A 25,077-nucleotide genomic window follows, 5' to 3' on the forward strand; every position below is an offset into this window, starting at 1 on the left:
CGCACTAAGCCGTGGGGAAGCCGGAAGGACGTGTGGGGTTCGACGGCAAGGGATTTGTCGGCGGTGACCGATACCGCACCCATGGACGATGTGGTCGTCGCGTTCGAACCGGCGGAGGAACCCGGTCTCGAGTACGCCGAGGCCCTCCTGACCGACGCGGACCTGCCGACCGCCGACCTCGGGAGCGACGCCGTCGACTGCTACGTCGCACGCGCGGCGGGTGAACGGGTCGGCGTCGGCGCGCTCGAACTCCGCGGACCCCACGCGCTCGTCCGCTCGGTCGCGGTCGAACCCGACCGCCGGGGGGAAGGCTACGGCACTGCGATCGCCGACGCGCTCGAAACCGAAGCCAGCGACGCGGGCGCCGAGCGCCTGTTCCTGCTCACCACGACCGCGCGCGACTTCTTCGCGGCCCGGGGCTACGAGGTTGTCGACCGCGAGGCGGTCCCTGACCCGATCCGGGCGACGAACGAGTTCGCCGACCTCTGTCCCGCCTCGGCGACGGTCATGCGCAAGTCACCGTAGCGCCTCGCGCGCGACGAACACCGGCTTCGGCTCCGGCCGCTGTCCGGACAGCACAGCGCCCGCCACTTCGTCGGGTCGAGATCCGCGACGGGCTCGCTGCGAGTGGATCGCTCTCGGCAGACCGAGCGCTCGCAGGTGCCGCAGTAGCGGTCGGCTTCGCTGATCACACCGAGAGTACGGCAACCGATCGCAGAACTGACACACCCGAACAGCGGGGTGCGGGCCGGACCGGGGTGGACCCCGGTAACGGGCCGGACTACTCCAGGTCGAAGCGGTCGGCCCGCATGACCGTGCTCCATGCGTCGACGAAGTCCTCGACGAGTTCGGCCTCGCCGTCCTCGGAGCCGTACACCTCAGCGACCGCGCGCAGTCGGGAGTTCGACCCGAAGACGAGGTCGAAGCGGGTTCCCTCCCACACCAGTTCGCCCGTGTCGCGGTCGCGACCCTCGTAGACCTGGTCGCGGCTCTCGGTGGGCTTCCACTTGGTGCCCATGTCGAGCAGGTTCACGAAGAAGTCGTTGGTCAGCGTGCCGGGCTGGTCGGTGAACACGCCCAGGTCCGAGTCCCCGTAGGTCGCGCCCAGCGCGCGCATGCCGCCGACCAGCGCCGTCATCTCCTCGACGCTCAAGTCCAGCAGGTCGGCCTTGTCGACCAGCAACTCCTCGCCCGGGCTGTCGACGTCGTCCGCGAGGTAGTTGCGGAACCCGTCGGCCTTCGGCTCGAGCGCCTCGAAGGAGTCGACGTCGGTCTGCTCCTCGCTGGCGTCGACCCGACCCGGATCGAACGGGACTTCGACGTCGTAGCCGGCGTCGGCCGCGGCCTGCTCGACGGCCGCGTTGCCGCCGAGGACGATCAGGTCCGCCAGCGAGACGCGCGTGTCGTCGTCCCGGTCGTTGAACTCGGCCTGGATCGACTCGTAGGTCGAAAGCGCCGTCTCCAGCCGGTCCGGCTCGTTGGCCTCCCAGCTCCGCTGGGGTTCGAGACGGATCCGCGCGCCGTTGGCGCCGCCGCGCTTGTCGCTGTCGCGGTAGGTCGACGCCGAGGCCCAGGCCGTCTCGACCAGTTGCGACCGCGGGAGGTCGCTGTCGAGGAGCTCCGCCTTGAGGTCGGCGACCTGCTCGTCGTCGATCAGGTCGTAGTCGCGGTCGGGCAAGGGGTCCTGCCAGATCTTCGTCTCGTCGGGGACCTCCGGGCCGAGGAGCCGCTCGGGCGGCCCCATGTCGCGGTGGGTCAGCTTGTACCACGCCTCCGCGAAGGCCATCCCGAACGCCATCGGACTCTCCTGGAACTCCTCCATGATCTCGCGGTAGTCGGGGTCGCGCTTCAGCGCGATGTCCGTCGTGAGCATCATGGGGGTGACCTCCTCGTCGGAATCCGAAGCGCCCGGGGCCGACTCGACCTCCTCACCCTCCTTGGGCGTCCACTGCCACGCGCCGCCGGGGCCCTTCTCGGGCTCCCACTCGTAGTCGAGGAGGTTGTCGACGTAGCCCATGTCCCACCAGGTCGGGTCCTGCGTCCACGGCCCCTCGATGCCGCTGGTGATCATCTCGCCGCCCTTCGTGCCGTCGGTCTGCCAGCCGAGGCCCATGTTCTCGATGGGCGCCGCCTCCGGCTCCGGCTCGTGATGCTCGTCGGGGTCGTCGGCGCCGTGGACCTTCCCGAAGGTGTGGCCGCCGGCGATCAGCGCCGCGGTCTGCCTGTCGTCCATCGCCATCCGGGAGAACGTCTGGCGGATGTTCTTCGCGGACGCCATCGGGTCGGGCTGGCCCTTCGGACCCTCGGGATTCACGTAGATGAGTCCCATAACGGAGGCGCCGAGCCCCTCCTGGATCTCGCCGGGCTCCTCGAAGCGGTCGTCGGCCTCCCACTCGTCCTCGGGTCCCCAGTCGACGGACTCGTCCGGTTCGAAGTCGTCCTCGCGGCCGCCGCCGAAGCCGAACGTCTTGAACCCCATCGACTCGATGGCGACGTTGCCCGCCAGGACGATCAGGTCGGCCCACGAGAGGCTGCGGCCGTACTTCTGCTTGACCGGCTGGAGCAGTCGCCGCGCCTTGTCGAGGTTCGCGTTGTCGGGCCAGCTGTTGAGCGGCGCGAACCGCTGCTGTCCGCCGGCCGCCCCGCCGCGGCCGTCGTAGGCGCGGTAGGTCCCGGCGCTGTGCCACGCCATGCGGATCATGAAGGGTCCGTAGTGGCCGTAGTCGGCCGGCCACCAGTCCTGGGAGGTCGTGATGACCTCCTCGATGTCGGACTTGACCTCGTCGAGGTCGAGTTCCTGAAACGCCTCCGCGTAGTCGAAGTCGTCCCCGTAGGGCCCGCTGTCGCGGGCGTTCTGGTCGAGGATGCTCAGATCGAGCGTGTTCGGCCACCAGTCACGGTTGCGCTTCCGTGTCTGGGGGTTCGGCTCCTTGTTGCTCATTAGTCATTGTTATAGCGGTGTTGTTGTTCCATAAGGTTTCCTTTGGATAGGAACAATCCGCTCCCGTCGACCGGATCGGTGCCGGACGCGAACGACTCGCTCGCCCCACCGAACGGCTCGATCTCGTGACCCGAGCCCGACGGCAGTGGGTCGCGCAGGGCGGGTCCGCGAGACGACCAGCGAGGGGGTTTAATGGGCCGCTTCCGTATCGGCCGGTATGCTCGTATTTCACGCCGCCTTCCTCGCCCTGCTGGTCGGGACGGAGGCGTTTTTCACCTGGCTGGCGGCGCTGAACGTTCGCTACGGCGCCGATGCGGTGCGCGAGGCCGACCGACAGGAGGCCTCGGACCGAGCGAGCGGTGATAGCGCGGAACGAAGTTCCGCAGACCGTTCGAGCGGGCGAAGCCCGCGAGAAGAGACCGCGAACCGCGAAGCCGCGTGGTTCCACGACCGGCTCGACGTCGACGACACCGACGAACTCCTCGGCTACCAGCGCGCGACGACCGGCGCCTCCCAGCTAGAGGCGTGGGCCGGTCTCGGCCTGGTCCTGCTGGTGCTGTACTCCGGGCTGCTCGTCGACGCCGTCGCAGCGGTCGAGTCGCTCGGCCTCGGCACCGTGCCCTCCGGCGTCGTCTTCTTCCTCGGCGTCGTCCTCGCGCTGCAACTCTCCTCGGTCCCCTTCGACCTCTTCGACACCTTCGTCGTCGAGGAGATCTTCGGGTTCAACGAGCAGTCGCCGCGCCTGTGGGCCCGGGACCAGGTCGTCGGGCTCGCGCTCTCGCTGGTCATCAGCGGCCTGCTCGCCGCGGCGGTCATGTGGGTCGTCGACTCGTTTCCCGGCCTGTGGTGGGTCGGCGCCTGGGCGCTGTTCGTCGCCTTCTCGCTGGCGATGATGGTGATCTACCCCAGAGTGATCGCACCGCTGTTCAACGACTTCGAGCCCGTCGAGTCGGGCGACCTCCACGACGCCGTCACCGAGGTGTTCGACCGCGCCGGCTTCTCGTGCTCGCAGATCTACGTCATGGACGCCAGCCGGCGCAGCGGCCACTCCAACGCCTACTTCGTCGGGTTCGGCGCGACCAAGCGCGTCGTCCTGTTCGACACGCTGGTCGAGCAGATGGAGACCGACGAACTGCAGAGCGTACTCGCCCACGAACTCGCCCACTGGAAGAAGGCCCACATCTGGAAGCGCGTGGGGAGTTCGGCCGTTCGGATGGGCGTCGTGTTCTTCGTCGCCTACCAGCTGGTCACCGGCCCCTGGCTCTACGAGATGTTCGGTCTCGCTTCGGGGACGGGGCGGCCGGTCTACGCCGGTCTCTTCCTCGCGGCGCTGGTCGTGTATCCGCTGAACCGCCTGACCGCTCCGCTCGAAAACAGGCTTTCGCTTGCGCACGAGCGGGAGGCCGACGCCTTCGCCGTCGAGGTGATGGGCGACGGCGAGCCGATGGTCGACGCCCTCTGTCGGCTCGCCGGCGAGAACCTCTCGAACCCGTTCCCCCACCCCCTCTACGAGACGTTCCACTACACCCACCCGCCGATCCCGGACCGCGTCCGTAACATCCGCCGGCAGGCCGGCGACGCGGCGACCGCGAGCGACGAGTCGAGCGCCGCGAACCCGGGGTAGCGCCCCGTTACCAACCGTTCTGCCGAGGCGTGAGAGAGTGAGTGACAGCGCGCACCTGCAAGCCGCGGCCATACCCCCCTGGCGGGGTAAATACGCGTAGTCCGTCATGGAGAGGACACACCTGCGAGCCGACCGCGTCGAGACGGATCTCGACCGCGTGCTCGCGTCAGCGGGCGACGACCTCGTCGTCGCATCGAACCGCCAACCGTACAGGCACGACTACGACGACGACGGCGACGTGACCGTCGACCGCCCCGCGGGCGGCCTGACGGCGGGCCTCGACGCCGTGATGCGCCGCGTCGAGGGCACCTGGATCGCCTGGGGCGACGGCGACGCCGACGCGACGGTCGTCGACGAGGACGACCGCGTGACCGTCCCGCCCGACGGGGAGGACACCTACACCCTGCAGCGGCTCTGGCTCGACGACGACGAAGTCGAGGGGTACTACTACGGGATCGCCAATCAGGTGCTCTGGCCGCTCTGTCACGCCGCGCTCGGCACCGTCGAGAGCTGCGGCGACGCCTGGGCCGACTACCGGCGCGTCAACGACCAGTTCGCGGCTGAGCTGGCCGCGGCCAGCGACCCTGGCGGCCTCGTCTGGCTCCACGACTACCACCTCGGGCTCGCTCCGCGACAGGTCCGCGAGCGCACCGCCGACGCGCCCGACGATCCCACCGCGGACCGCACGCTCGCTCACACCTGGCACATCCCCTGGCCGAGCTGGGACACGTTCCGCGCCTGTCCCCACCGGGAAGAGATCCTCGACGGCCTGCTCGGCAACGACGTCCTCCTCTTTCACGTCCCGCGCTACTGCGCGAGCTTCCTCCGATGCGCCGAGCGGGGGCTCTCTGACGTCGATGTCGACCACGATGCCGGGACCATCACCCACCGCGGCCGGACGACGACCGTCCGCGCGGCGCCGATGGGCGTCCCGGCCGACCGCATCCGCGAGCAGGCCGGAAGCATGGAAGCGAGCGGCTTCTGCGCCGCCTTCCGCAAGAATCGCGGGATCGACCGCGACACGAGAATCGCCGTCGGCGTCGACCGCCTCGACTATACCAAGGGGATCGTCCAGCGCCTCGACGCGCTCGAACGCCTGTTCGAGGAGCGACCGGACTACCGCGGCGAGGTGACGCTCGTCCAGATCGGGACGGAGAGTCGGTCGTTCATCGACGCCTACCAGCGCTACCAGGAGCGCGTCGAGGCGGTCGTCGAGCGGGTCAACGGCCGCTTCGCGACCGACGACTGGCAGCCCGTCGTCTACACCACCGACATGATCTCCAACGAGGGGCTCGCCGGCCTCTACCGCGAGTCCGACCTCGCCGTGGTCAGCCCGGTCCGCGACGGCATGAACCTCGTTGCCCAGGAGTACGTGGCCGCCCAGGACGACGACCCCGGCGTGCTCGTCCTGAGCGACCAGGCCGGCGCCCACGACGTCCTCGGCGAGTGGACGGTCTCCGTCCGCCCGCACGACACCGTCGGGTTCGCCGACGCGCTCGACGAGGCGCTGTCGATGAGCGAGCGCGAGCGCCGGCGCCGTGGGAACGCCCTCGCCGACTACGTGAGCGACAACGACATCGAGTCGTGGGTCGGGACCGTCCTCGGGACCGTCGCGAACCTCGGCCACGCCGACGGAGGTGTGACGACGCGTGCAGGCGACTGACGCGACCCCCCTCTGGCTCGCCCGCGAGGACGTCGCCGACAGCCTCGCCGCCGCCCCGGGCGTCGTCTGCGCGCTCGACTTCGACGGCACGCTCGCGCCCATCGTCGACGACCCCGACGCCGCGCGGATGCCCCCGCCCGTCCGCGAGCGCGTCGAGCGACTCGCCGGGCGTCCCTCAGTCGACGTGGCCGTCGTCAGCGGTCGCGAACTGGCCGACCTCCGCGACCGCGTAGACGTCGACGGGATCGCCTACGCCGGTAACCACGGCCTCGAACTCCGCTACGACGGCGGCGAGGTCGTCAACCCCCAGGCTCGGCGATGCCGCGACGCCGTCGACCGCGTCTGCGACCGCCTGGCCGACCGCCTCGCGCACGTCCCCGGCGTCGAGATCGAAGACAAGGGCCTGACCGCGACGGTCCACGTCCGACAGGTGCCCGCCGAGCGCGTCCCCGAAGTCGAGCGGACCGTCCGCGCCACCGTCGAGGAAGCGGTCGCGAACGGCGCCCCCCTGGAGACCCGCGACGGGAAGGCGATCCGGGAGATCCGCCCCGCCGTCGACTGGGACAAGGGCCGCGCCGTCGAACTGCTCACCGACGAGGTGCCCGACGGGTGGCTCCCGATGTACGTCGGCGACGACGTCACGGACGAGGACGCCTTTCGAGTCCTCGACGACGAGAGCGGATCGGTCGACGGTGTCGGCGTGCTCGTCGGCCAGCGCGAGACCGCCGCGGACTACCGCCTCGAAGAACCCCGCGACGTCCGCGAGTTCCTCGACCTCGTCGCCCAAGCGCAGCGCGAGTGAGTTCTTTGTTAGTTACGTAGTGTGGGAAGTGACGCCAGACCGCCTCGTAGCGCCGCCAACAGTAATGTAGAGCGAAACCGTAGGTTGTCGATATGCGGGACCTGCTCGGAGACGTGTTCGCGCCGACGCGGTACAACGTCGCCGCAGCGGTCGCCGTCGCGGGCCTGCTCCTCGTCGCGTACGTCCTCGTCCCGCACCCCTACGTCCAGTACGGCGCGTGGCTGGTCATCTTCACCGTCTGGATGGTGTGGTTCGTCTACGTCGGCGTCGACCGGATCTACGGCGTCGACTCCTGACGCGAAAATCGTTCCCCAGCCGGGGAAAAGCGCTCGTTTCTCAGTCGTCGTCGGCGGGCTGTTCGTCGCCGCTCTCGGCCTCGTCGGCTGCCTCGACGCGCGGCCCGCCCGCGTGGCCCTCGTGGGCGACTGCGGTCGCGAGCAGCTCCTGCGAGAGAGCGGGCACGTCGCCCGAGGAGACCGGCCCCAGTGCGTCGATGCCCTCGGCCGACCGCGGGAAGGGACGCAGATCCATGTGGACGGCGATGCCGGCTTTGGCGCCCTGACCCATCGCGACGGGGATCTGGTTGTGTCCGGGGGTCACGTCGCCGACGGCGTAGACGCCGTCGACGCTGGTGCGACCGTGGTCGTCCACGTCGATGGTCCCGTCGTCGGTCAACTCGCAGCCGACGGCCTCGGCCAGGTCGGTGTTGTACTCCGAGCCGTACATCGGGAAACCGCCGCGGTACTCGCGGACGGTCCTGTCTTCGAACTCGAAGGATTCGAGCCAGCCGTCGTCGTCGCGGTTGGCGGCCGCGATCTCCTCGTGGATCACCTCGACGGGGTGGTTGCGGAGCATCTCGTCGGTGTCGTCGCTCCACTCGGGATCGTCGCCGCGGGTCAAGAGATCCACCTCGTCGGTGAAGTTCAGCATGATCATCGCGACGTAGGCCGCCGAGTCGCCGGTTCCCATCACGTAGACCGGCTCGTCGGCGAACATGTAGGCGTCGCAGTGCAGGCAGTAGTGGAGCCCGCGGCCCGTCGGCGGGAGCGGCGGGTCCGGGGTGACGTCGGAGAACCCGGTCGCGAGGACGACTCGGCGAGCGCCGTAGGTCGCGTCGCCCGTCTCGAGGCGGAACCGGGGACCGTCCGCAGTCTTGCCATCTCCGCCGTCGGCGCCGTCGACGCGCTCGATCCCGCCGACGAACTCGCGGTGGACGTCGGCGCCGTACGATTCCACTTGCTCGGCGGCCTTGCCGAGGAACTCGCCGCCGCTGACGTCCTCGGTGACGCCGATGACGTTGTGGGTGTCCTGCATCATCGCGGCGCGGCCGCCCCCGCGGTCGACGACCGCTGTGTCCAGCCCGAGCCGCGTGGTGTAGAGCGCGGCCGTCAGTCCCGCCGGACCGCCGCCGACCACGACGACGTCGTACTCGCTGTCGGTCATGTACGAACGGCTAACGAACGAGGCGGCTTAAACCCCGTCAAAGCGGCGCGCGCGGTTACTGACGGGTAATCCCGGCTGGGAGACGGGGTGGCCGCGTCGGTACCGCTCCGACCCGTCCCAGTCACCCGCTTTCCGGGCGAGTCTCGTCCGTGAGCGTGCCGTTCCCGCATTCGCCGGTCCGGCGGAGGACGACGGTGTACTGGTCGACGCCCATGTCCTGCGGGTCGCCGTACTGCATGACTCGCGGGCGGGTCCCGACCCGGAGCAGACGCTGCCACATCCGGGCGCGCCCCTCGCCGCGGAGGAACCGGGGTTCGCGTCCGTACTCGCCGGCGATCTCGTAGGGGTAGGTGTCCTCGGCGAGCAGGTCGCCGACGAACGCCTCGGTGCTCGGGTTCGAGAGAACGTCGGCCCGCTTGCCCCAGGAGTCGGGCGCGAGATACAGCAGCGACTTGTGGTAGTTGAGGACGACGTAGGCCGGACAGCGGTCCTCGAAGGTCCTGACGCCGAAGCGGGGGCGATAGTCGACGCGCTCGCTGTGGGGAACCGCGGCGTCCTGCGGATCTCCCGTATAGGTCTCGATCGTGTCGTTCGTCCCGCCGTGACTGGTCAGGTAGTCGACGGCCTGGTCGCGTGGCTGGGAAGCGTAGGCGAGCGTCCCCGCGCCGGCGTAGGCGGCGCTCGTCACCAGCAGGAGGGCGACGAGCGCCCGACCGACCGCGGGCCTGCGCTCGCGCAGGCGGACGAGTGCCACCGCGAGGACGAGCGCCAGCAGCGCGAGTGTCGGCAGGAGGTGGTGCGTCCGGACGTATCGCCACGTGGAGAACACGAGGAGGTACGTGCCGACGCCCGCCAGCGCGATCCTGAGTGCGTCGGCCGTCAGCGACCGCTCGCGGAATCGTCCGATCGCGGCCGCGACGCCGCCGACGAACCCGACCAGCAGCGGGATCCCGGCGCCGTTGAGGTATCCCCGGAGGATCCACCACCAGCTCGGCTGGACGAGCCACCCGTGGGGTTTGGACTTCGCGCCGAACGCGCGGCTGATCCGCGCGCCGAACTCCTCCGGGGCGCCGAAGACGATGCTCGGGAACCCGACGACGACCGTCGCGATCCCGATCAGCACGCCGATGCCCAGGAACTTCGGGCGGACGAGCGACCCCATGAGTCCCTCGTCGGAGCGCCGAGCGCGGTGGACGTGTGCCACGCCGAGCATCACCGCGCTCACGCCGCCGGAGAGCTTGAACGCGATCGAGATGCCGCCGAAGAGACACCCCCAGTAGAACAGCCGGTCGACGCCCGACTCGACGTAGCGGACAGCGAAGTACAGCGAGAGCAGGAGGAAAAACAGCGACGGGACGTCCTCGCCGCCCTCGTGTGCGAGGACGAGGAATCCCCAGGAGACGGTCAGCAGCGCCGCGGCGAGTCGGCCGACCGCGCGGTCGCGCACCGTCGTTCCGATGCGGTAGACGACGTAGACGCTGCCGACGGCCATCGCGACGTTCGCCAGGCGAACCGGCAGGACGCTCCAGGTCCAGATCCAGCCGGGCGTCCGGAGCCAGTGGGGCCAGAAGCCGACGCCGACGTGCCGGCCCATGTCCGCGAACGACGGGAGCGCGTCGCTCGCCAGGACGACCACGAGCACGGGAACGAGCGCGATCGCCGAGAGGTACATCGCGGAGCCGTAGGTCCGCCAGTACCCCACGCCCTCGGTGATCGAACCGAGTCCCGGGTCGTCGAGGTACGCCGCGAGTACCTCGATCGGGTCGACGACTCGCCAGCGCTCGTCGCGCGTCGCGAAGTTCGGCAGGCGGTGCCAGATCCAAAAGGACGACAGCAGGAGGGCGGCGACCAGGATATACGGGAGATACGGGTCCGCGCGGAGGTCCTCGGCGACCTGCCGCTTCGCCCGCTGGAGGGGATCCGGGAGGGGCATCTGTACGTATCCGTTCGACCGAGGGAACGGTTAAAAACGACCCGCCTTCGACGCGGTAGCCGGTGGATAGGGTCCGGCGCTCCCGCCGGTGGCAGCGACTCCAAGTCACCGCCGCCGTCGTCGTCTGCTCTCCGACACCCCCGTTCGCGGCGCGGTTCGCCCGCTCGGTCACCTTTTTGCCACGGCGTTGCGAACGGAGCGACGACATGACACACCGCATCGCGATCGCCGGGATCGGAGCAGTCGCGACGATGCACGCCGAGTCCATCGCCGACATCGACGGCGCGGAACTCGTCGCCGGCTCCTGCCGTACCGAGGAGCGCGGCCGTGAGTTCGCCGACGAGTACGACTGCGCGTGGTATCCTGATACCGAATCGATGCTCGACGGCGAGGACGTCGACGTCCTCAGCATCTGCACGCCGAGCGGCGCCCACCTCGAACCCGCGCTGGCGGCCGCCGAACGCGGCGTCGACGTGCTCTGCGAGAAACCGCTCGAAATCACCACCGACCGCATCGACGAGATGGTCGCGGCGGCCGACGAGGCCGGGATCCGACTCGGCGGGATCTTCAACCAGCGCTACAACCCCGTCGTCCGACAGCTCCACGAGGCCGCCGCAGAGGGCCGATTCGACGACCTCTCGGTCGCCAGCGCCTACGTACCGTGGTGGCGCGACGACGGCTACTACGACGGCGCCTGGCAGGGGACCCAGGAACTCGACGGCGGCGGCGCGCTGATGAACCAGTCGATCCACGGCATCGACGCGATCCAGTGGCTCGCGAGCGCGGCCGGCGCGGCCGGCGCGGACAGCGCTGCGGACGGCGCGGGGAACCCGAACCCCGTCGAAGAGGTCTTCGCCTACACGGATCGCCGCGCCCATAGCGACGAGATCATGGAAGTCGAGGACACCGCGGTCGCCGTCCTCCGTTACCGCGATGGGACGCTGGGCCAGATCCTGGGCGCGACGTCGATGTACCCGGGCTCGCTCAAGCGCCTCCAGATCGCGGGCCGCGGCGGCACCGCCGAGATCCTGGAGGACGAGCTCGTCACCTGGCAGTTCCGCGAGGCGCGCGACGACGACCCGGAGATCCGCGAGGAGTTCGGCGAGACCGACTCCGGCGGCGGCGCGGCCGACCCGATGAGCATCGACTACGCGAACCACCGGCGCAACATCGAAGACTTCCTCGACGCCCGCGAGGACGACGAACCGTACATGCTCGACGCGAGCGAGGCGCGCAAGGCCGTCGAGATCATCGAGGCGATCTACGAGTCCGCCGAGCGGGGCGAGCCGGTGCGGATCGAGTGAGCGGTCGAGTTTCGCATTACTGATTCAGGAGTCGGCCGATATCGTCCACGAACTGCTGCGTCCGTTCGAAGAGTGAAGCGACGTCTTCATCTATCGGAGCGTATCCGTAGTCGGCCTGCTGTCGAAGATCAGCGAGCGTCGTCAGAAGACGGCCCTGATCGCGAGACATGTCTCCATCGAGAACGAGGTGTTCACCGAAAAGATTCCGAACTGCGCCGTGCGAAGACGGTTCGACCCCACAGTCATACAGCGCCGCCTGTGCAGCGTGAAAGCAGGCGTAGTAGAGACGATTCACAATACCGGCATCGCTCCCACCACTAGTTACGAGGGATTCTGCATCTCCCAGCGCCACTCTTGCTTTCGAAAGTTCCTCTTCGACGTACTCCCGATCAGCCATAGATAGACTGTCCGTCTTCGATCACAGTGCGGAAAAATGGGTGATCCTCACGGCGGTCCATCGTCGATTCCGTCACTGCGTGAATGCTGAACGTGGCACCGCGTTCGAGCATTACGTCGTAGGCGATATCCCGCAATCGCTCTTCGGTTGCAGAGACGTCAGCGCCGTCGTCGAGAACGGCGAAGATGTCGATATCGGAGTCCGACCGGTGGACGCCACGCGCCACGCTCCCGAAGAGGTAGAGTCGGTGGACGGCATCGAGACGCCCATCGTCGACTCGGTCGACGAACGCGTCGACGGCGTCTCGATGGGGGAGCGTCGATTCGGCCATACCGGAACTTGCTCACGACTGTATTTAAATTTCAGCCGCACGTATGGGTAGCCTGGCTACTGGCATCCCTCTCCGCGGTGGCAAGACATACGGTCCCACGCCGCGACCGCGGAGACATGACCGCCCCCTTCGTGATCAGCGGATTCGCCGACGAGATCGCCTCCGACCTCGACGACCAGCTCTCGACTCTGGACGGGCTGGACATCGACCACCTCGACCTGCGCGGCGTCTGGGACGAGAACGCCCTCGACCTCTCGGACGAGCGGCTGGACGAACTGGAGGCGACGCTCGACGAGCGCGGCTTTTCGGTCACGTCCATCGGCTCGCCCATCGGCAAGATCGGGATCGAAGACGAGTTCGAACCGCACATGGAGCGCCTCGACCGCGCGCTGGAACTCGCGAACCGCTTCGACACCGAATACGTCCGCGTGTTCTCCTACTACATCCCCGAGGGCGACGACCCCGCGGACCACCGCGAGGAGGTCCTCCGGCGGACCCGCGTCGCTGTCGAGAAGGCCGAAGACGCAGGTGTGACGCTCGTCCACGAGAACGAGAAGGACATCTACGGCGACACGCCCGGGCGAGTCCGGGACCTGCTGACGACCGTCGATTCGCCGCACTTCCGGGCCGTCTTCGATCCCGCGAACTACCTCGAGATCGGCGTCCGTCCCTACCCCGACGCGCTCCTACAGGTCGTCGAGTACGTCGAACAGGTCCACATCAAGGACGCCGAATACGGCGAGCGCGGCGAGATCCGTCCCGCCGGCGAGGGCGACGGTCGCATCGGCGAAACAGTGGCCGCGTTACGGGACCGGGGATTCGAGGGCGCGCTCTCGCTGGAACCGCACCTGTCGTTCGCCGGGTCGGCGTACGGCTACAGCGGCCCCGAAGGGTTCGAAGCGGCCGCCGAGGCGCTGAAGGGTGTCCTCGACGAGGAGGGCGTCCGCTACGAGTAACGACGCGAAATCGGAACCGCAGTCATTAATTCGGGAGGTGACATGAGATCGGATTCATGCCGCCCGACGAGCGCCCCACCGTCGCTGACGCGTACGATAGACTGGCGCAGACGTACGAGACCCAGGAAGCGGACCCGTACTGCGCGGACCTGGAATTTCCCGCGACGACGGACCTCGTTCCGGACGTCGAGGGGAAGCGAGTTCTCGACGCGGGTTGCGGTCACGGTCGGTACGCGGAGTGGTTGGTAGAGCGGGGAGCGGACGTCGTCGCCGTCGACGAGAACGCCGAGATGCTCGAACAGGCGAGACGGCGGATCGGCGAGCGAGCGGCGATCCGCCGGGCAGATATCACGGAGCCACTGGAGTTCGCCGACGACGGCGATTTCGACGGCGTCGTCTGCGGCCTCTCGCTCCACTACGTCGAAGACTGGCGAGAGCCCTTCGCGGAGTTCGCCCGCGTCCTCCGACCGGGCGGGTTCCTCGTGTTTTCGGCGCAGCATCCGGTCGACGAGTACGTCGCGTTCGACGCCGAGAACTACTTCGAAGTCGAACGGCATCGGATGACGTGGTCGGCCGACGACGAGGAAGTCGACGTCCCGTTCTATCGCCGGCCGTTCTCCGAGGTCGTCAACCCGCTTCTCGAAACCGGGTTCCAGCTGGACGAGCTGGTCGAACCGAAGCCCAGCGAGGGGTTCGAAGCGAAGAAGCCGGAGTCCTACGAGAAACGGCTGACCTACCCGACGTTCCTGTGCGTTCGAGCGTCGAAATCCGCATAGCGACCGAGTATCGAGCGGAGCAGACGGGGCGTTTCTGATCGGCCTCGCCCGCCGACCAGTCGGACCACTTTCGCTCCGGACCCGTAGCCTTTTACCCGACTTCGGACACAGGTCACCGTATGACCGAGGCGACGGGTATCGTCGGGGAGTTCCTCGCGCTCAAGGAGGAGACCGACGCCGACATTCTGGCGATGCAGTGCGGCGACTTCTACGAGTTCTTCGCCGAGGACGCCGAGATCGTCGCCGACGAGCTCGATCTCAAAGTCTCGCAGAAGGGGTCCCACGGCTCGTCGTACCCGATGGCGGGCGTGCCGCTCGACGACCTGACGCCGTACCTCTCGGCGCTGGTCGAGCGCGGCTACCGCGTGGCCGTCGCCGACCAGTACGAGACCGGCGACGGTCACGCCCGCGAGATCGAACGGGTCGTCACGCCGGGAACGCACCTCGCGACGACCGACGACGACGCGCAGTACCTCGCGGCCGTGGTCCGCGACGGCGGGACCGACGGGAGACAGACGGGGGACGACGCGACCTACGGTATCGCCGTCGCGGACGTGACGACCGGGCAGTTCCTCGTCACCGAGCAGTCGGGCGCCGACGCGACCGCGGCGGCGCTGACGGAGCTGTACAAGTTCGACCCCGCAGAGGTGCTTCCCGGGCCCGACGTCCGCTCGGACGACGCCTTCCTCGACGAGGTACGCGAGCGCACCGACGCCTCCCTGTCGCTGCAGACGACCGAGGCGTTCGCACCCGGACGAGCACGCCACCGCGTGCGCGAGCAGTTCGGCGCGGAGACGCTGGAGAGCGTCGGCATCGCCGACGCAGAGGCCGCGGTGCGGGCGGCCGGCGCGGTCATCTCCTACGTCGACGAGACCGGCGCGGGCGTGCTGGCGTCGATGACCCGCCTCCAGTCGTTCGACGAGTCGGCCTACGTCGACCTCGACGCGACGACCCAGCGCAACCTCGAACTCACCGAGACCATGCAGGGGGATCGCGACGGATCCCTCTTCTCGACGGTCGACCACACCGTCACGAGCGCCGGCGGGCGCCTCCTCCGCGAGTGGCTCCAGCGCCCGCGCCGCTCCCGCGGTGAGTTGACGCGTCGGCAGTCCGCGGTCGCCGCGCTCGCCGAGGCGGCGATGGCCCGCGACCAGTTGCGCGAGACGCTGGGCGACGCGTACGACCTCGAACGGCTGGCCTCGAAGGCCGCCTCGGGGAGCGCCGACGCCCGCGACCTGCGCGCCGTTCAGGAGACGCTCGCGCTGCTGCCCGCGGTCGGTGACCTGATCGCGGAGACAGACCGCCTGGCAGACTCACCGCTCACGGACGTGCTGGACCGGCCAGACCGGGAGGCGGCCGCGGAGCTGGCGGCCGACCTCGACGAGGCGCTCGTCGAGGACCCGCCCGGGACGGTCACGCAGGGCGGGCTGATCCGCCAGGGTTTCGACGCCGAACTGGACGAGATCATCGAGTCTCACGAGTCGGCGCTGGCGTGGATCGAGGAGTTACCCGAGCGGGAGAAACGGAAGACGGGTATCACTCACCTGTCGGTCGACCGGAACAAGACCGACGGCTACTACATCCAGGTCGGCAAGAGCGAGACCGACCGAGTGCCCGAGGAGTACGAGCAGATCAAGACGCTGAAGAACTCCGAGCGGTACGTCGTCGACGAACTCGAGGAGCGCGAACGGGAGATCCTCCGGCTCGAAGAACGGCGCCACGAGATGGAGCGGGAGATCTTCGAGCGCCTGCGCGACAGAGTGGCCGCGCGGGCGGAGGTCCTGCAGGAGACGGGCCGAGCGCTGGCGGAGTGCGACGCGCTGGCGAGTCTGGCCGCCCACGCCGTCCGCAACGATTGGACGCGGCCGGAGTTGACCGACGGTCGCGAGTTGGCCGTCGAGGGGGGTCGCCACCCCGTCGTCGAGCAGACGACGCAGTTCGTGCCGAACGACCTCTACATGGACGACGACCGGCAGTTCCTGATCGTGACGGGGCCGAACATGAGCGGGAAGTCGACGTACATGCGCCAGGCGGCGCTGATCACCCTGCTGGCGCAGGTCGGCAGCTTCGTCCCCGCCCGCTCCGCGCGAGTGGGACTGGTCGACGGCATCTACACGAGAGTGGGCGCGCTAGACGAGTTAGCACAGGGCCGATCCACCTTCATGGTCGAGATGCAGGAACTCTCCAATATCCTCCACTCCGCCACCGACGACTCGCTCGTGATTCTGGACGAGGTGGGACGGGGCACCGCCACGTACGACGGCATCTCCATCGCGTGGGCGGCGACGGAGTATCTCGTCAACCGGATCCAGGCTAAGACACTGTTCGCGACTCACTATCACGAACTCACGGCGCTCGGTGAGGAACTCCCGACGGTGGAGAACGTCCACGTTGCCGCGGACGAGCGCGACGGGGATGTCACCTTCCTGCGGACCGTCGAAGACGGGCCGACGAACCGGTCGTACGGGGTCCACGTCGCCGACCTGGCTGGCGTCCCCGAGCCGGTCGTCGACCGCTCGCGAGACGTGCTCGATAGACTCCGCGAGGAGAAAGCGATCGAAGTCCAGGGGAGCGACGTGGCCGACGGCAGTGAGACCGAACAGGTCGTCTTCGATCTGGGGTCCGGTGAACTCGTCGCCGGTGACACGAACAGTTCCCAGCAACAGGTCGCGACCGACGGGAGCCAGATGGAGGTGCCGGCAACCGATTCGAACGGTCAGTCGCTCGATCCGGAGACCGAAGCCATCCTCGACGAACTCGGTGATATCGATGTCAACGAGACGCCACCCGTCGAACTGATGGCCAAAGTTCAGACCTGGCAGGAGCAACTCGACGACAGCGACGCTGATTAGCTGAACTGCGATACCGAGACGTCGAGACTATAGATATCGCGTCGATACAGTACCTCGAGCTCCTCGTAATAGGGGTGTGGCTAAGGCCACAATCTCAAAATACACCGCACGCTATCTGCAGAGTTGAGCTGAAATCCGCCCCCTTTCGGGGCGCGCGAAAATTTAGGGGGAGTGTCAGCACCCGTTTACCAGGGTTATTATAAGACTGTAAATTAATAAGATAGGTCATGTCTGGGACATCGATAACCCCGCAAGTTTCGTCCAAGAATAGCCATGTTGTCCGGGTGAAAATGAAACCAGCGTTGGATGAGTCCCGGATTGAAGAACTAATGAGAGCAGGTATCGGTGTATTAGATTTCGACGCCGGTGCTTCAGTTGAATCAGATGCCGCATCTGGTGGTGGAGCAGACCGGTCGTTCAGTTCCTACATCACATTCACACGCGATGGAGGCTATGGAGTGTTGACGAACGAAAGTCATACTCTGACGGTAATCGGCTTTGTTGAGGGACCGTGCGCGATGTTTCTCGATGAAGAGTATGATGGCGAGATCATCACCGAGAAAGCGTTCCAGTTCGACCGATACACTGTCATAGAGGACACTAAATCTAGAGAACCCGAACTCTACCAAGTTCTGCGGAACTATGATCCTCTTCAGACGATGTCGAATGTCACTGATGAGGAAAACAAGGGAGTGATCTACGAGACATTTCATGAGGCCGAGGAACAGGGAGATGTTCTACGGGTTTGAATGGTTTACACATTCACTGAATAAGGCGTTCTGGACGTACTCTGCTACTTGAGTTCCCCCTCCGTATGTGGCAAGCCACCTCCACACCTGTCGCAGATCTGAGCGGAAGGAAGTCGTTTCTCTCGACCAGGTTCGGAGTTCCAAGGCGCGCGTTCCTATTCTATAATATGGGACGTGCCCGGGTTACTCCAGGCACGTCCAAACGTCCAATCGACGGACAGTCCGGAGATTGACACACGTTCACCGAGGTGTAGAGGGAATGGTTCCCTGAATATAGGAACTCAACCAAGTAATTTCTTCTAATCTCTCAGAGATAAAATCTGATATTCTTTCTACCCCGCCATACACTCCATCAAGCTCAAATCGTAAATTTCCAGTCCGAACCAAATTATGGTATTCTTGGATTGAATTTACCCTGGTAGCATAATCGTCAAAAGGTTCAAAAGCCATAGACCAATTTGCACGGTTACCTCCACCCGCTCGGGAATCAGTTCGTTCGATTAGGTCAAGATCGGAATCGGGGTTACAGTGATCGGGATGTCTCGAGCACTGGAAGCCAAGAACATCTGCTATCGCTTCCACAGATTCTCCTCTGGTTGGCCAACTCTCATCTGGAATTATCTCTATTCTAGAAAGTGGTTGAACGCCTGTAAGCGGGCCAGATAGTACGTTCTTCGCAATGATTTTCTCACCTTGATCTGTTTCTCCCTGTTAATGTTCCGTAGACTCCGTCTTTCAAGTGGCCTTCTGGGTGCTCTACGGTCTCAATTTCTAACTTCCTACCTTCAGTTAGCCAAATCTCTATTTTCACAGAGTCCTCTTCAATATCTAATTCAGCTGTTCGGCTGAAGACCCATGAATGATGATCGATATAGCTCCGAGATGTCGACATTAGTGTACTGAGAGGTGATTTTGGGCGCTTTGTATAAAGGCACGATCAATATCTAAATTTAGGACAATTAATACTCATGCCTGGTCTGATTTGCTCTGAAATCTACGAGCTTCAAATTGCATTTTCTTCACTACAATCGACGACCTACACTCTCGCAGAACTCGAATAACATATTGTGGATCTCGTGAGGGTCTGAGGAATGGACTACTAAATAAACCTCCTCGATCAGCTCGTCGCCTACCTGTTGAACAGCTTCAAACCCACTTGAATCCGTGTTTTCGACGATCTCTCTGATTTCCTCAACCTCGGTGAGATGGTATTCACGGGCAAGATCGCCAATAAGGCCTGGTCCAATAATTTCCAGTTTTAACGCTGTGGCTCCTCCAAGCAGATCCACAGTGATATGCTGTACACGGCACGGCCCAATCCGATAAGAAGACGAGACAAGCTTCTCTCTAATCTCTTTCTCCTTCTGTAAGTCAGGAGAATCCGCAATTTGAGCTGATATCTTCTCTAGGGTCTTGTCTGATAGACTTCGGGCAACTCCTCCAACCACTGCGCCAGAGAGTGGATCCATACTATACTGTGGTAGGAATTCCGGGAAAAGTGTTCGCCCAATATCCAGTGATCTCCCTCAGATTTCCATCACAAAGCTAGGCAGGATCATCTGATGAGAGGCAATTCAGCGATTCTCTACAGGGTGTAGTTCCCGATATACGTCTCTCAACCCCGGTTATGTTCCGGGTTTATGGTGAAACCTCAAATACTTCGAAAAGATACGGCTATATGCAATGGCACATATTACCAAAGGTGCTCAAGTTGCTATTGAAGCAGTATGCAATCATCCCGACCCAGAGAATCCTCTAGAAGACTTTCTGGCTGCCACAATGTTCGTTGCGGGAAATCAAGAAGATCCAATCGGCTACGTCACTGATGGGGAGTTAGCGGAGATCGTCGTCCATGCAAACGAGGACGGACCTCGTGGTGTAGCCCAAGCGTTGTCGACATAAGTCTAAGGGTTCTATATCGGCTAATTGCGGCGCCGATGACTTTGATTGGTTCAAGCGTTTTCTTCTCACAACTATCTTCGGAAAGCCACATAGTTCGTACTCGCTTCTCCACTCATCGAATAAAATCGACGCTTCGTCCGTTCTGGACCCCTCCTTCGCGGAACCAACGAGTATTCCCGCCAGTCTCGTCACTTGGTGGCCGGACCAGAATTTGTTTGGTTGCTCCTCACTGGGCGCTACTCTGTCCGGTGGCTGCCCTCTCGATTACTCTCCCAAAGTCTCCATTCCGCTCCATTGGTTAGTTACATTGAAAGTACATGAGGGTATCAGGATGAGACACGAGGGGGGAAAGCAGATGGTAAACTCGCAAGGACTGCCCGGTCGATTGTCATCGAGCTGGGTCGAGTTCCTCGCGCAGAGTCGTTCCCAGTACCGATTCACCTGCTTGGGAGTCAGTCCACATCCCAGCCAGCGGAGACGGATGCCACCAAGAATGTACCTACCGGAGGCCGGTATCAATGGCGACTGACGTGCCCGAGGGCGAGACCGAACGGCGAACAACGGCCGACTCGTCGGCACTCCCGGTCGCAGTTCCGGACGAGATGCAGGCGGCCGAGTCCATGCCGGCCGCTGACGCTATCGAGCCGCGACCGTACATCGAGATCCGGCCCGCGGAGACCGGGGTCGACCCGGTGGCCGTGACGCGGGCGATGGAACAGGTGCAGGCGCTGCTCGCCGAGCACACGGAGACCGGGCTGATCGCGACGCTCCGTCGGTCCACACAGGTGCCACAGGTCGAGTGGTTGCTCGTCTCCGACGGCCGTCCCGACCCCCAGATCCGGTATCTCGTCGGAACGAACCACCCCGACCTGATCGAGGACCTGATCGGCCTCCTCCGGCGCTGTTTCCCACCGACCTACGAACTCCGGGAGGTGACGTGGCACCCCCGATACGTCGAGGAGTTCCTGCCGATCGCCGACCCGGAGACGGGGCGACACTCGATCACGTTCCCGACCGGCGAGGTGGTCGATACGACGGTCCATCCGTACGTCGCGGGTGTCGAATACTACGGCCGAACGAAGCGCAGTCGTGACTGGCAGACTCCCCTGACGCCGTTTGCCGGTCGGACAGGGTCGAGTCGTCGCTCGAATCCCTCGACCCGTCGCTCACAGACATCGACCCGGCGAACGAACACGATGGGCCGCCAAAACGATGGATCGTCCGGGCCGTCGATCGCACCGCTGATCGAGACGATGGCCAACGCATCGGTCCCGGTCGTTTACCAGTTGGTCTGTGAATCCCACGACGACTGGAGCGAGCAAGCGGACGACTACATATACGATCTCGAAGACGGGACGGCCACGCTGGGAGCGCGCCTCTGGGAGGCCGTCTCACCGCGCACCGAGGAGGAGCGCGAGCAATACACGCCGCCGGCGTCGGACCGCAAGCGAATCGAGGCCATCAACGAGCGCGACCCACAGCGGACGCTCCGTGTCTCTGCACGCGCCGTCGTTCTGACACGAACGGACAACGAGCGCGCCGACAGGGTCGCCCGGCAGCTGAAGACTGCGTTGAGTGACGTCGACGGTCCGCATCACGAACTACGGGGCGAGATCGTCACCGACGCGGATCTGAAACCGCTGGGTGAGACGCCACCGGGAACGGCGCTCTTCGAGGAGGTGATCGAGCGCACGGTCCACCCGGTCACCTACGAATCGGTCGCGAACAAACTGCCGTGGAACTCCTTCGAGAGTCGGGGGATCGTCGTCGCTCCCGAGGAACTGCCGGGACTCTGTCTCGTCGACGGCGGGGACCTCACGCCCGACGGCACCCGCGCACTCGAGACACGGCCGGCCGAACAGACCGCGCTGATGCTCCCGCCGCCACAGCAACTCATGCAGTATACGCCGCCGGGAATGGCGCTGTGCATGCCGCTGACTCACGACCGCCAGCCCTACGGTCAGCCGTTCTACCTGAGACCGAGCCAGCAGGACCGCCATCTCGTCGTCGTGGGGGACACCGGCTCCGGGAAGTCCGTGCTCATGGAGGGTGGGATCGTCACCAACGCCGCGGCGACCGACGGCCCGGAGATCCTCTTCGATTACAAGGGCGGCGGGACCGCCGAGGAGTACCTCCGCGCCCACTACGCCGAATACGGTGACCTCGACGACGTGCTGTACTTCGACCTCTCGCGCGTGCTGCCGGCCTTCTCGTTTTTCGACATCGAACCGCTCCTCGAGGCGGGCGTCCCCAGAGAGGAAGCCCGGTCACGGAAGGCGGGCCACTACGCGGAGATCCTCGAGGGCGTGATGGGCGCCGAGAACTACGGCAAGGCCGCAGAGTCGGTCAAGGCGATTGACAATCACATCCGCGCGCTCTACGACCCGGTCCACGGGAGCGATACGATCGACCACGACGATCTGATCGGCGCGCTTCGACAGACCCAACGCGGTGAGGCGGTGCCCTCGACGACCGACGAGAACCTGACCGACTACTTCCACAGCCTCGACGACCTCGACCGGGACGTCTTCAACGCGATCCTCGGTGGAGCGGTCGGCCGCGTCGAGAACATCGCGACCGACGGCCGGCTTGCGCCTGTCTTCGAACACACCCCGGACGAGCGCGACGACCCCGACGAAACCGCTACAGGCGACTCGAACACGGCCCAGCCGTCCTTCGACTTCACGGAGGTCATCGACGAGGACAAAGTCGTCGTCTTCGATTTCGCGGGGATGGAGGGGAAGGCCAAGCGGACGCTGACGCTGGTCATCCTCTCGAATCTCTGGACGGCACTCAAAGCGCGCGACCAGCGCCGCGACCACGGTGACGACGACCCCCCGCAGGTCAATCTCTATCTCGAAGAGGCCCGCGACGTCGGGGCGACGAAACTACTCGACACGCTACTCTCGGAGGGGCGCAGTTTCGGGCTATCGATCGCCCTCGGTCTGCAGTTTCTCGAACAGCTGGAGTCACCGGATCCCGAGAACAACACCTACCAGGAAGCGCTCAACGAGACGGCGACGTTCGTCGTCGGGAACGTCTCGGTCGATACCGACCTGCCGCGCGTTCTCGCGACCGAAGCAATGTCTGTCGAGGAAGTCGACAGGCGCCTCACGGGGATGAGTCGCGGCGAGTGGCTCGTCCGGCCCGGGACCGACTTCGACGAGCCGGCGGTCAGGCCGTTCCTCGCCCAGTCGCTTGCGGCCCCGCCCGGTCACCCGGCCAGTGACGACCCGCTCTCGGGGGCCGAGGAACGCACGTTCCAGACCGCTTTCGAGCGAGTCCGCGACCGAACGGCCGCAACTGCGGGCCTCCGCCAGCACGACGCCATCGAGACCGCTAATGCTGAAGCGGCCAACGACACCGACGAGACGGACAGTGATCCGGACGCAGACACGGCTGACTCGGAGTCAGCGCCACAACACGCCGAGCAGACCCATCCCGACCTCCGCACCGATACGCTCCTGCCACACACGCGGCGCATGCCCGACTGCGTTACGTACGACGACGAGGTGGACGCGCTGTGCTGTGCAGCGTGTCATAATCGCTACGACCCGTCTATCAACGGGATGGTCCGGGCCATCGAGTGCTGTCACTCCATGGGGGAGGTCGACTCCGACGACATCCCGATCTGTGAGTTCAATCTGAAACTCTCGCCGGAAGAGATCGTGGCCTCGGAGTGGTCGCTGACGCAGTTGCTGTTCATCCAGGCCGTCTACAACGCCGAGCAGCGTCGCTACGACCCGCGGGAGTACGACCTCAAGACCGATTCGATGCTTCGCCTGGAGGAGTACGTCGGGATCGACAGGGAGGACCTCCAGCCACTGCTGGACGCGGATCTGGTCCGCCACGACACCGACCACCCACACCGGCTGTACTCGGTGTCACCCGATGGTCGAACGGTGATCGGCGAAGCCTATCGGCGCGGCATCGATTACGGCCACGGGCGAGGCGATCTCGAAGAGTCCAGCGAGCACGTCTTCGGCGTCGAGGTCGGGATCGAGTTGCTCGAACAGCAGTACAGGGACGACCCCGAATCGCCCGTCGAGACGGTCTCCCCCTATCACGAACTTCAGGAGGGGTCGCTCCCGGCAGCAGCGTTCATGGGCGACGGCTCCGAGGTCGACAAGGACCCCACGGGCTACGATCGTCGGCGACTCGACGTTGCCGGCCTCGACAGCGAGGGGAACGTCGTCGTCACCGTCGAGGTCGAACGCGTCAACAACGACGTCCACCGGGCGGTTCCCGAGGACTACGACAAGATGGCCGCTTGCGACCCGGAAGAGGCCATCTGGATCGTCATGGCACGCAAGGACGGCCACCAGGTGCTGTCGGTCCTGAACGACCCACCCGAGGGCGACCCTCGTGTCGAGAAGACCTACAGTCGGAACACCCCTCCCCGGGACTTCCGGATCGACACGCCGGGGTTGACGGCGATCTATCCGGCCGAGTACGTGCGAGATACGCTCCTGAGCGACGATTAGATCGCCGGCCAGCGAACTGGCACACAGGGCACCGCTTGCAACGGTGGACGCTATCGCCCGCGGCTCCATCGCGAGTGAAGTGAATTCGAAAAAGATAAATTAATTACCAGTACAGATGACAATATGGCCGCCATCACTGACGAGTTCCGTGTGTATCCGCTGCCGGACGGAATCGGCCATCACAATCTCGTCCAGCTCAACCCCGACGGTGCCGACGAGCGGGTGGCAAACCACCGCGTGTTCGGTGTGGAATCCAACGCATATCTGAGTGAGTTACAAGCGCAGGTCAATGGGCTTACGCGCGGTACGAAAATCCGGGCGACGATACGCGATGTCAACTCGCCAGGGGCAGCGGTGTTCGATGGCCAGTTCGATCTCCTCGGCGAGGAAAGCGTCTACATCGACTACTGCCGTATCGAGGCGCTCCCTGACGAACTGCAATCGATGGTGGCCGGGCTGACCGAGCGAAGCGCTCCCGAGACGGCAGTGTTCGACGAACGCATCCAGGAAGACGGCCCAGGTGTCTACGTCGAAGTCTATCCGCTGGGTGGGCAACACGCTGGCCGATGGCTCGACGTTCTCATCGGGAAGTCCCCTATCGAAGACCGTCTCACCTCACTCCCCTGCATCAACGAGCCTGCCCAGGACGTCCTCGTCCAGATTCCCTACTACGGGCAGGCGTTCACGATCTACTACTTCTCAGCGGATTCCTACGAGGAGATGACCGAGTATCGGTCGCTCGTCGACACGCCCCGTGGATCGACCCGTGAACTGAACTCATTCTTCGAAGACGACCACAACCACGACATTAGGTCACGCTGACCGGAGCACCCGCGTAGCTAGCGAGCAGTTGTGTACTTATCACTCACCACACATTCGTTCGATTGCAATGGCCCCTCGACCGACACAAAGATGACTGC

At 65.2% G+C, this 25,077-nt stretch carries 18 protein-coding genes; 12 read left to right on the top strand and 6 right to left on the bottom strand.

Going from position 1 to position 25,077, the window contains the following annotated elements:
* The first annotated feature begins 81 nt into the window (after positions 1 to 81).
* Positions 82 to 525, top strand: a complete 444-nt coding sequence (gene arsN2, locus ACMGFH_RS10105) for an arsenic resistance N-acetyltransferase ArsN2 (RefSeq protein ID WP_415382982.1) — start codon at positions 82 to 84, stop codon at positions 523 to 525.
* Between the two features lie 256 nt (positions 526 to 781).
* Here arsN2 and katG read toward each other — a convergent pair whose 3' ends face one another.
* The gene (gene katG, locus ACMGFH_RS10110; RefSeq protein WP_415382984.1) at positions 782 to 2,941 is read right to left on the bottom strand and encodes a catalase/peroxidase HPI; all 2,160 of its coding nucleotides are present in this window, start codon (positions 2,939 to 2,941) and stop codon (positions 782 to 784) included.
* 217 nt (positions 2,942 to 3,158) lie between these two features.
* Here katG and ACMGFH_RS10115 point away from each other — a divergent pair, with 217 nt between their 5' ends.
* From ACMGFH_RS10115 to ACMGFH_RS10130, 4 genes are all read left to right on the top strand, one after another.
* Entirely contained in the window at positions 3,159 to 4,565 is a 1,407-nt protein-coding gene (locus ACMGFH_RS10115) for a M48 family metallopeptidase (RefSeq protein ID WP_415382985.1), read from the top strand.
* Between the two features lie 106 nt (positions 4,566 to 4,671).
* Positions 4,672 to 6,228 (top strand): alpha,alpha-trehalose-phosphate synthase (UDP-forming), encoded by a 1,557-nt coding sequence (locus tag ACMGFH_RS10120; RefSeq protein ID WP_415382987.1) that lies wholly within the window; start codon positions 4,672 to 4,674, stop codon positions 6,226 to 6,228.
* Positions 6,215 to 7,030, top strand: coding sequence for a trehalose-phosphatase (gene otsB / locus ACMGFH_RS10125; RefSeq protein ID WP_415382989.1), 816 nt, complete (start codon positions 6,215 to 6,217; stop codon positions 7,028 to 7,030). Before ACMGFH_RS10120 ends, otsB begins: the two co-directional genes overlap by 14 nt.
* A gap of 92 nt (positions 7,031 to 7,122) precedes the next feature.
* Positions 7,123 to 7,326 carry a hypothetical protein gene (locus ACMGFH_RS10130; protein ID WP_415382990.1) on the top strand — a complete coding sequence of 68 codons (204 nt, stop codon included), beginning with the start codon at positions 7,123 to 7,125 and terminating at the stop codon, positions 7,324 to 7,326.
* A gap of 40 nt (positions 7,327 to 7,366) precedes the next feature.
* Here ACMGFH_RS10130 and ACMGFH_RS10135 read toward each other — a convergent pair whose 3' ends face one another.
* Both ACMGFH_RS10135 and ACMGFH_RS10140 read right to left on the bottom strand, forming a co-directional pair.
* Positions 7,367 to 8,473, bottom strand: a complete 1,107-nt coding sequence (locus ACMGFH_RS10135) for an NAD(P)/FAD-dependent oxidoreductase (RefSeq protein ID WP_415382991.1) — start codon at positions 8,471 to 8,473, stop codon at positions 7,367 to 7,369.
* Positions 8,474 to 8,594: 121 nt separating this feature from the next.
* Entirely contained in the window at positions 8,595 to 10,406 is a 1,812-nt protein-coding gene (locus ACMGFH_RS10140) for an ArnT family glycosyltransferase (RefSeq protein ID WP_415382992.1), read from the bottom strand.
* Between the two features lie 206 nt (positions 10,407 to 10,612).
* Here ACMGFH_RS10140 and ACMGFH_RS10145 point away from each other — a divergent pair, with 206 nt between their 5' ends.
* Complete coding sequence (locus ACMGFH_RS10145; protein WP_415382994.1) at positions 10,613 to 11,710, top strand: Gfo/Idh/MocA family protein; 1,098 nt, start codon at positions 10,613 to 10,615, stop codon at positions 11,708 to 11,710.
* Positions 11,711 to 11,726: 16 nt separating this feature from the next.
* Here the strand turns inward: ACMGFH_RS10145 and ACMGFH_RS10150 are convergent, their stop codons facing one another.
* Together ACMGFH_RS10150 and ACMGFH_RS10155 are read right to left on the bottom strand one after the other, a co-directional pair.
* Positions 11,727 to 12,107, bottom strand: coding sequence for a HEPN domain-containing protein (locus ACMGFH_RS10150; RefSeq protein ID WP_415382995.1), 381 nt, complete (start codon positions 12,105 to 12,107; stop codon positions 11,727 to 11,729).
* Positions 12,100 to 12,438 (bottom strand): nucleotidyltransferase domain-containing protein, encoded by a 339-nt coding sequence (locus ACMGFH_RS10155; protein WP_415382996.1) that lies wholly within the window; start codon positions 12,436 to 12,438, stop codon positions 12,100 to 12,102. The genes ACMGFH_RS10150 and ACMGFH_RS10155 overlap by 8 nt, the downstream gene beginning before the upstream one ends.
* 116 nt (positions 12,439 to 12,554) lie before the next feature.
* Between ACMGFH_RS10155 and ACMGFH_RS10160 the strand changes: the two genes are divergently transcribed.
* From ACMGFH_RS10160 to ACMGFH_RS10175, 4 genes are all read left to right on the top strand, one after another.
* The gene (locus ACMGFH_RS10160) at positions 12,555 to 13,394 is read left to right on the top strand and encodes a sugar phosphate isomerase/epimerase family protein (RefSeq protein ID WP_415382997.1); all 840 of its coding nucleotides are present in this window, start codon (positions 12,555 to 12,557) and stop codon (positions 13,392 to 13,394) included.
* A 56-nt stretch (positions 13,395 to 13,450) separates the two neighbouring features.
* On the top strand, positions 13,451 to 14,170 hold the full coding sequence (locus ACMGFH_RS10165; RefSeq protein WP_415382998.1) for a class I SAM-dependent methyltransferase: 720 nt from the start codon (positions 13,451 to 13,453) through the stop codon (positions 14,168 to 14,170).
* A gap of 119 nt (positions 14,171 to 14,289) precedes the next feature.
* Positions 14,290 to 17,022, top strand: a complete 2,733-nt coding sequence (mutS, locus tag ACMGFH_RS10170; RefSeq protein WP_415383000.1) for a DNA mismatch repair protein MutS — start codon at positions 14,290 to 14,292, stop codon at positions 17,020 to 17,022.
* Between the two features lie 227 nt (positions 17,023 to 17,249).
* On the top strand, positions 17,250 to 17,771 hold the full coding sequence (locus ACMGFH_RS10175) for a hypothetical protein (protein WP_415383001.1): 522 nt from the start codon (positions 17,250 to 17,252) through the stop codon (positions 17,769 to 17,771).
* 1,022 nt (positions 17,772 to 18,793) lie between these two features.
* Here ACMGFH_RS10175 and ACMGFH_RS10180 read toward each other — a convergent pair.
* The gene (locus ACMGFH_RS10180; RefSeq protein ID WP_415383002.1) at positions 18,794 to 19,240 is read right to left on the bottom strand and encodes a hypothetical protein; all 447 of its coding nucleotides are present in this window, start codon (positions 19,238 to 19,240) and stop codon (positions 18,794 to 18,796) included.
* A gap of 951 nt (positions 19,241 to 20,191) precedes the next feature.
* Between ACMGFH_RS10180 and ACMGFH_RS10185 the strand changes: the two genes are divergently transcribed.
* Both ACMGFH_RS10185 and ACMGFH_RS10190 read left to right on the top strand, forming a co-directional pair.
* Complete coding sequence (locus ACMGFH_RS10185) at positions 20,192 to 24,157, top strand: ATP-binding protein (RefSeq protein ID WP_415383003.1); 3,966 nt, start codon at positions 20,192 to 20,194, stop codon at positions 24,155 to 24,157.
* Positions 24,158 to 24,280: 123 nt separating this feature from the next.
* Entirely contained in the window at positions 24,281 to 24,979 is a 699-nt protein-coding gene (locus tag ACMGFH_RS10190) for a hypothetical protein (RefSeq protein WP_415383005.1), read from the top strand.
* Positions 24,980 to 25,077: the final 98 nt, after the last annotated feature.

It is taken from the genome of Halosimplex rarum (assembly GCF_047715405.1).
Lineage (GTDB): Archaea > Halobacteriota > Halobacteria > Halobacteriales > Haloarculaceae > Halosimplex > Halosimplex rarum.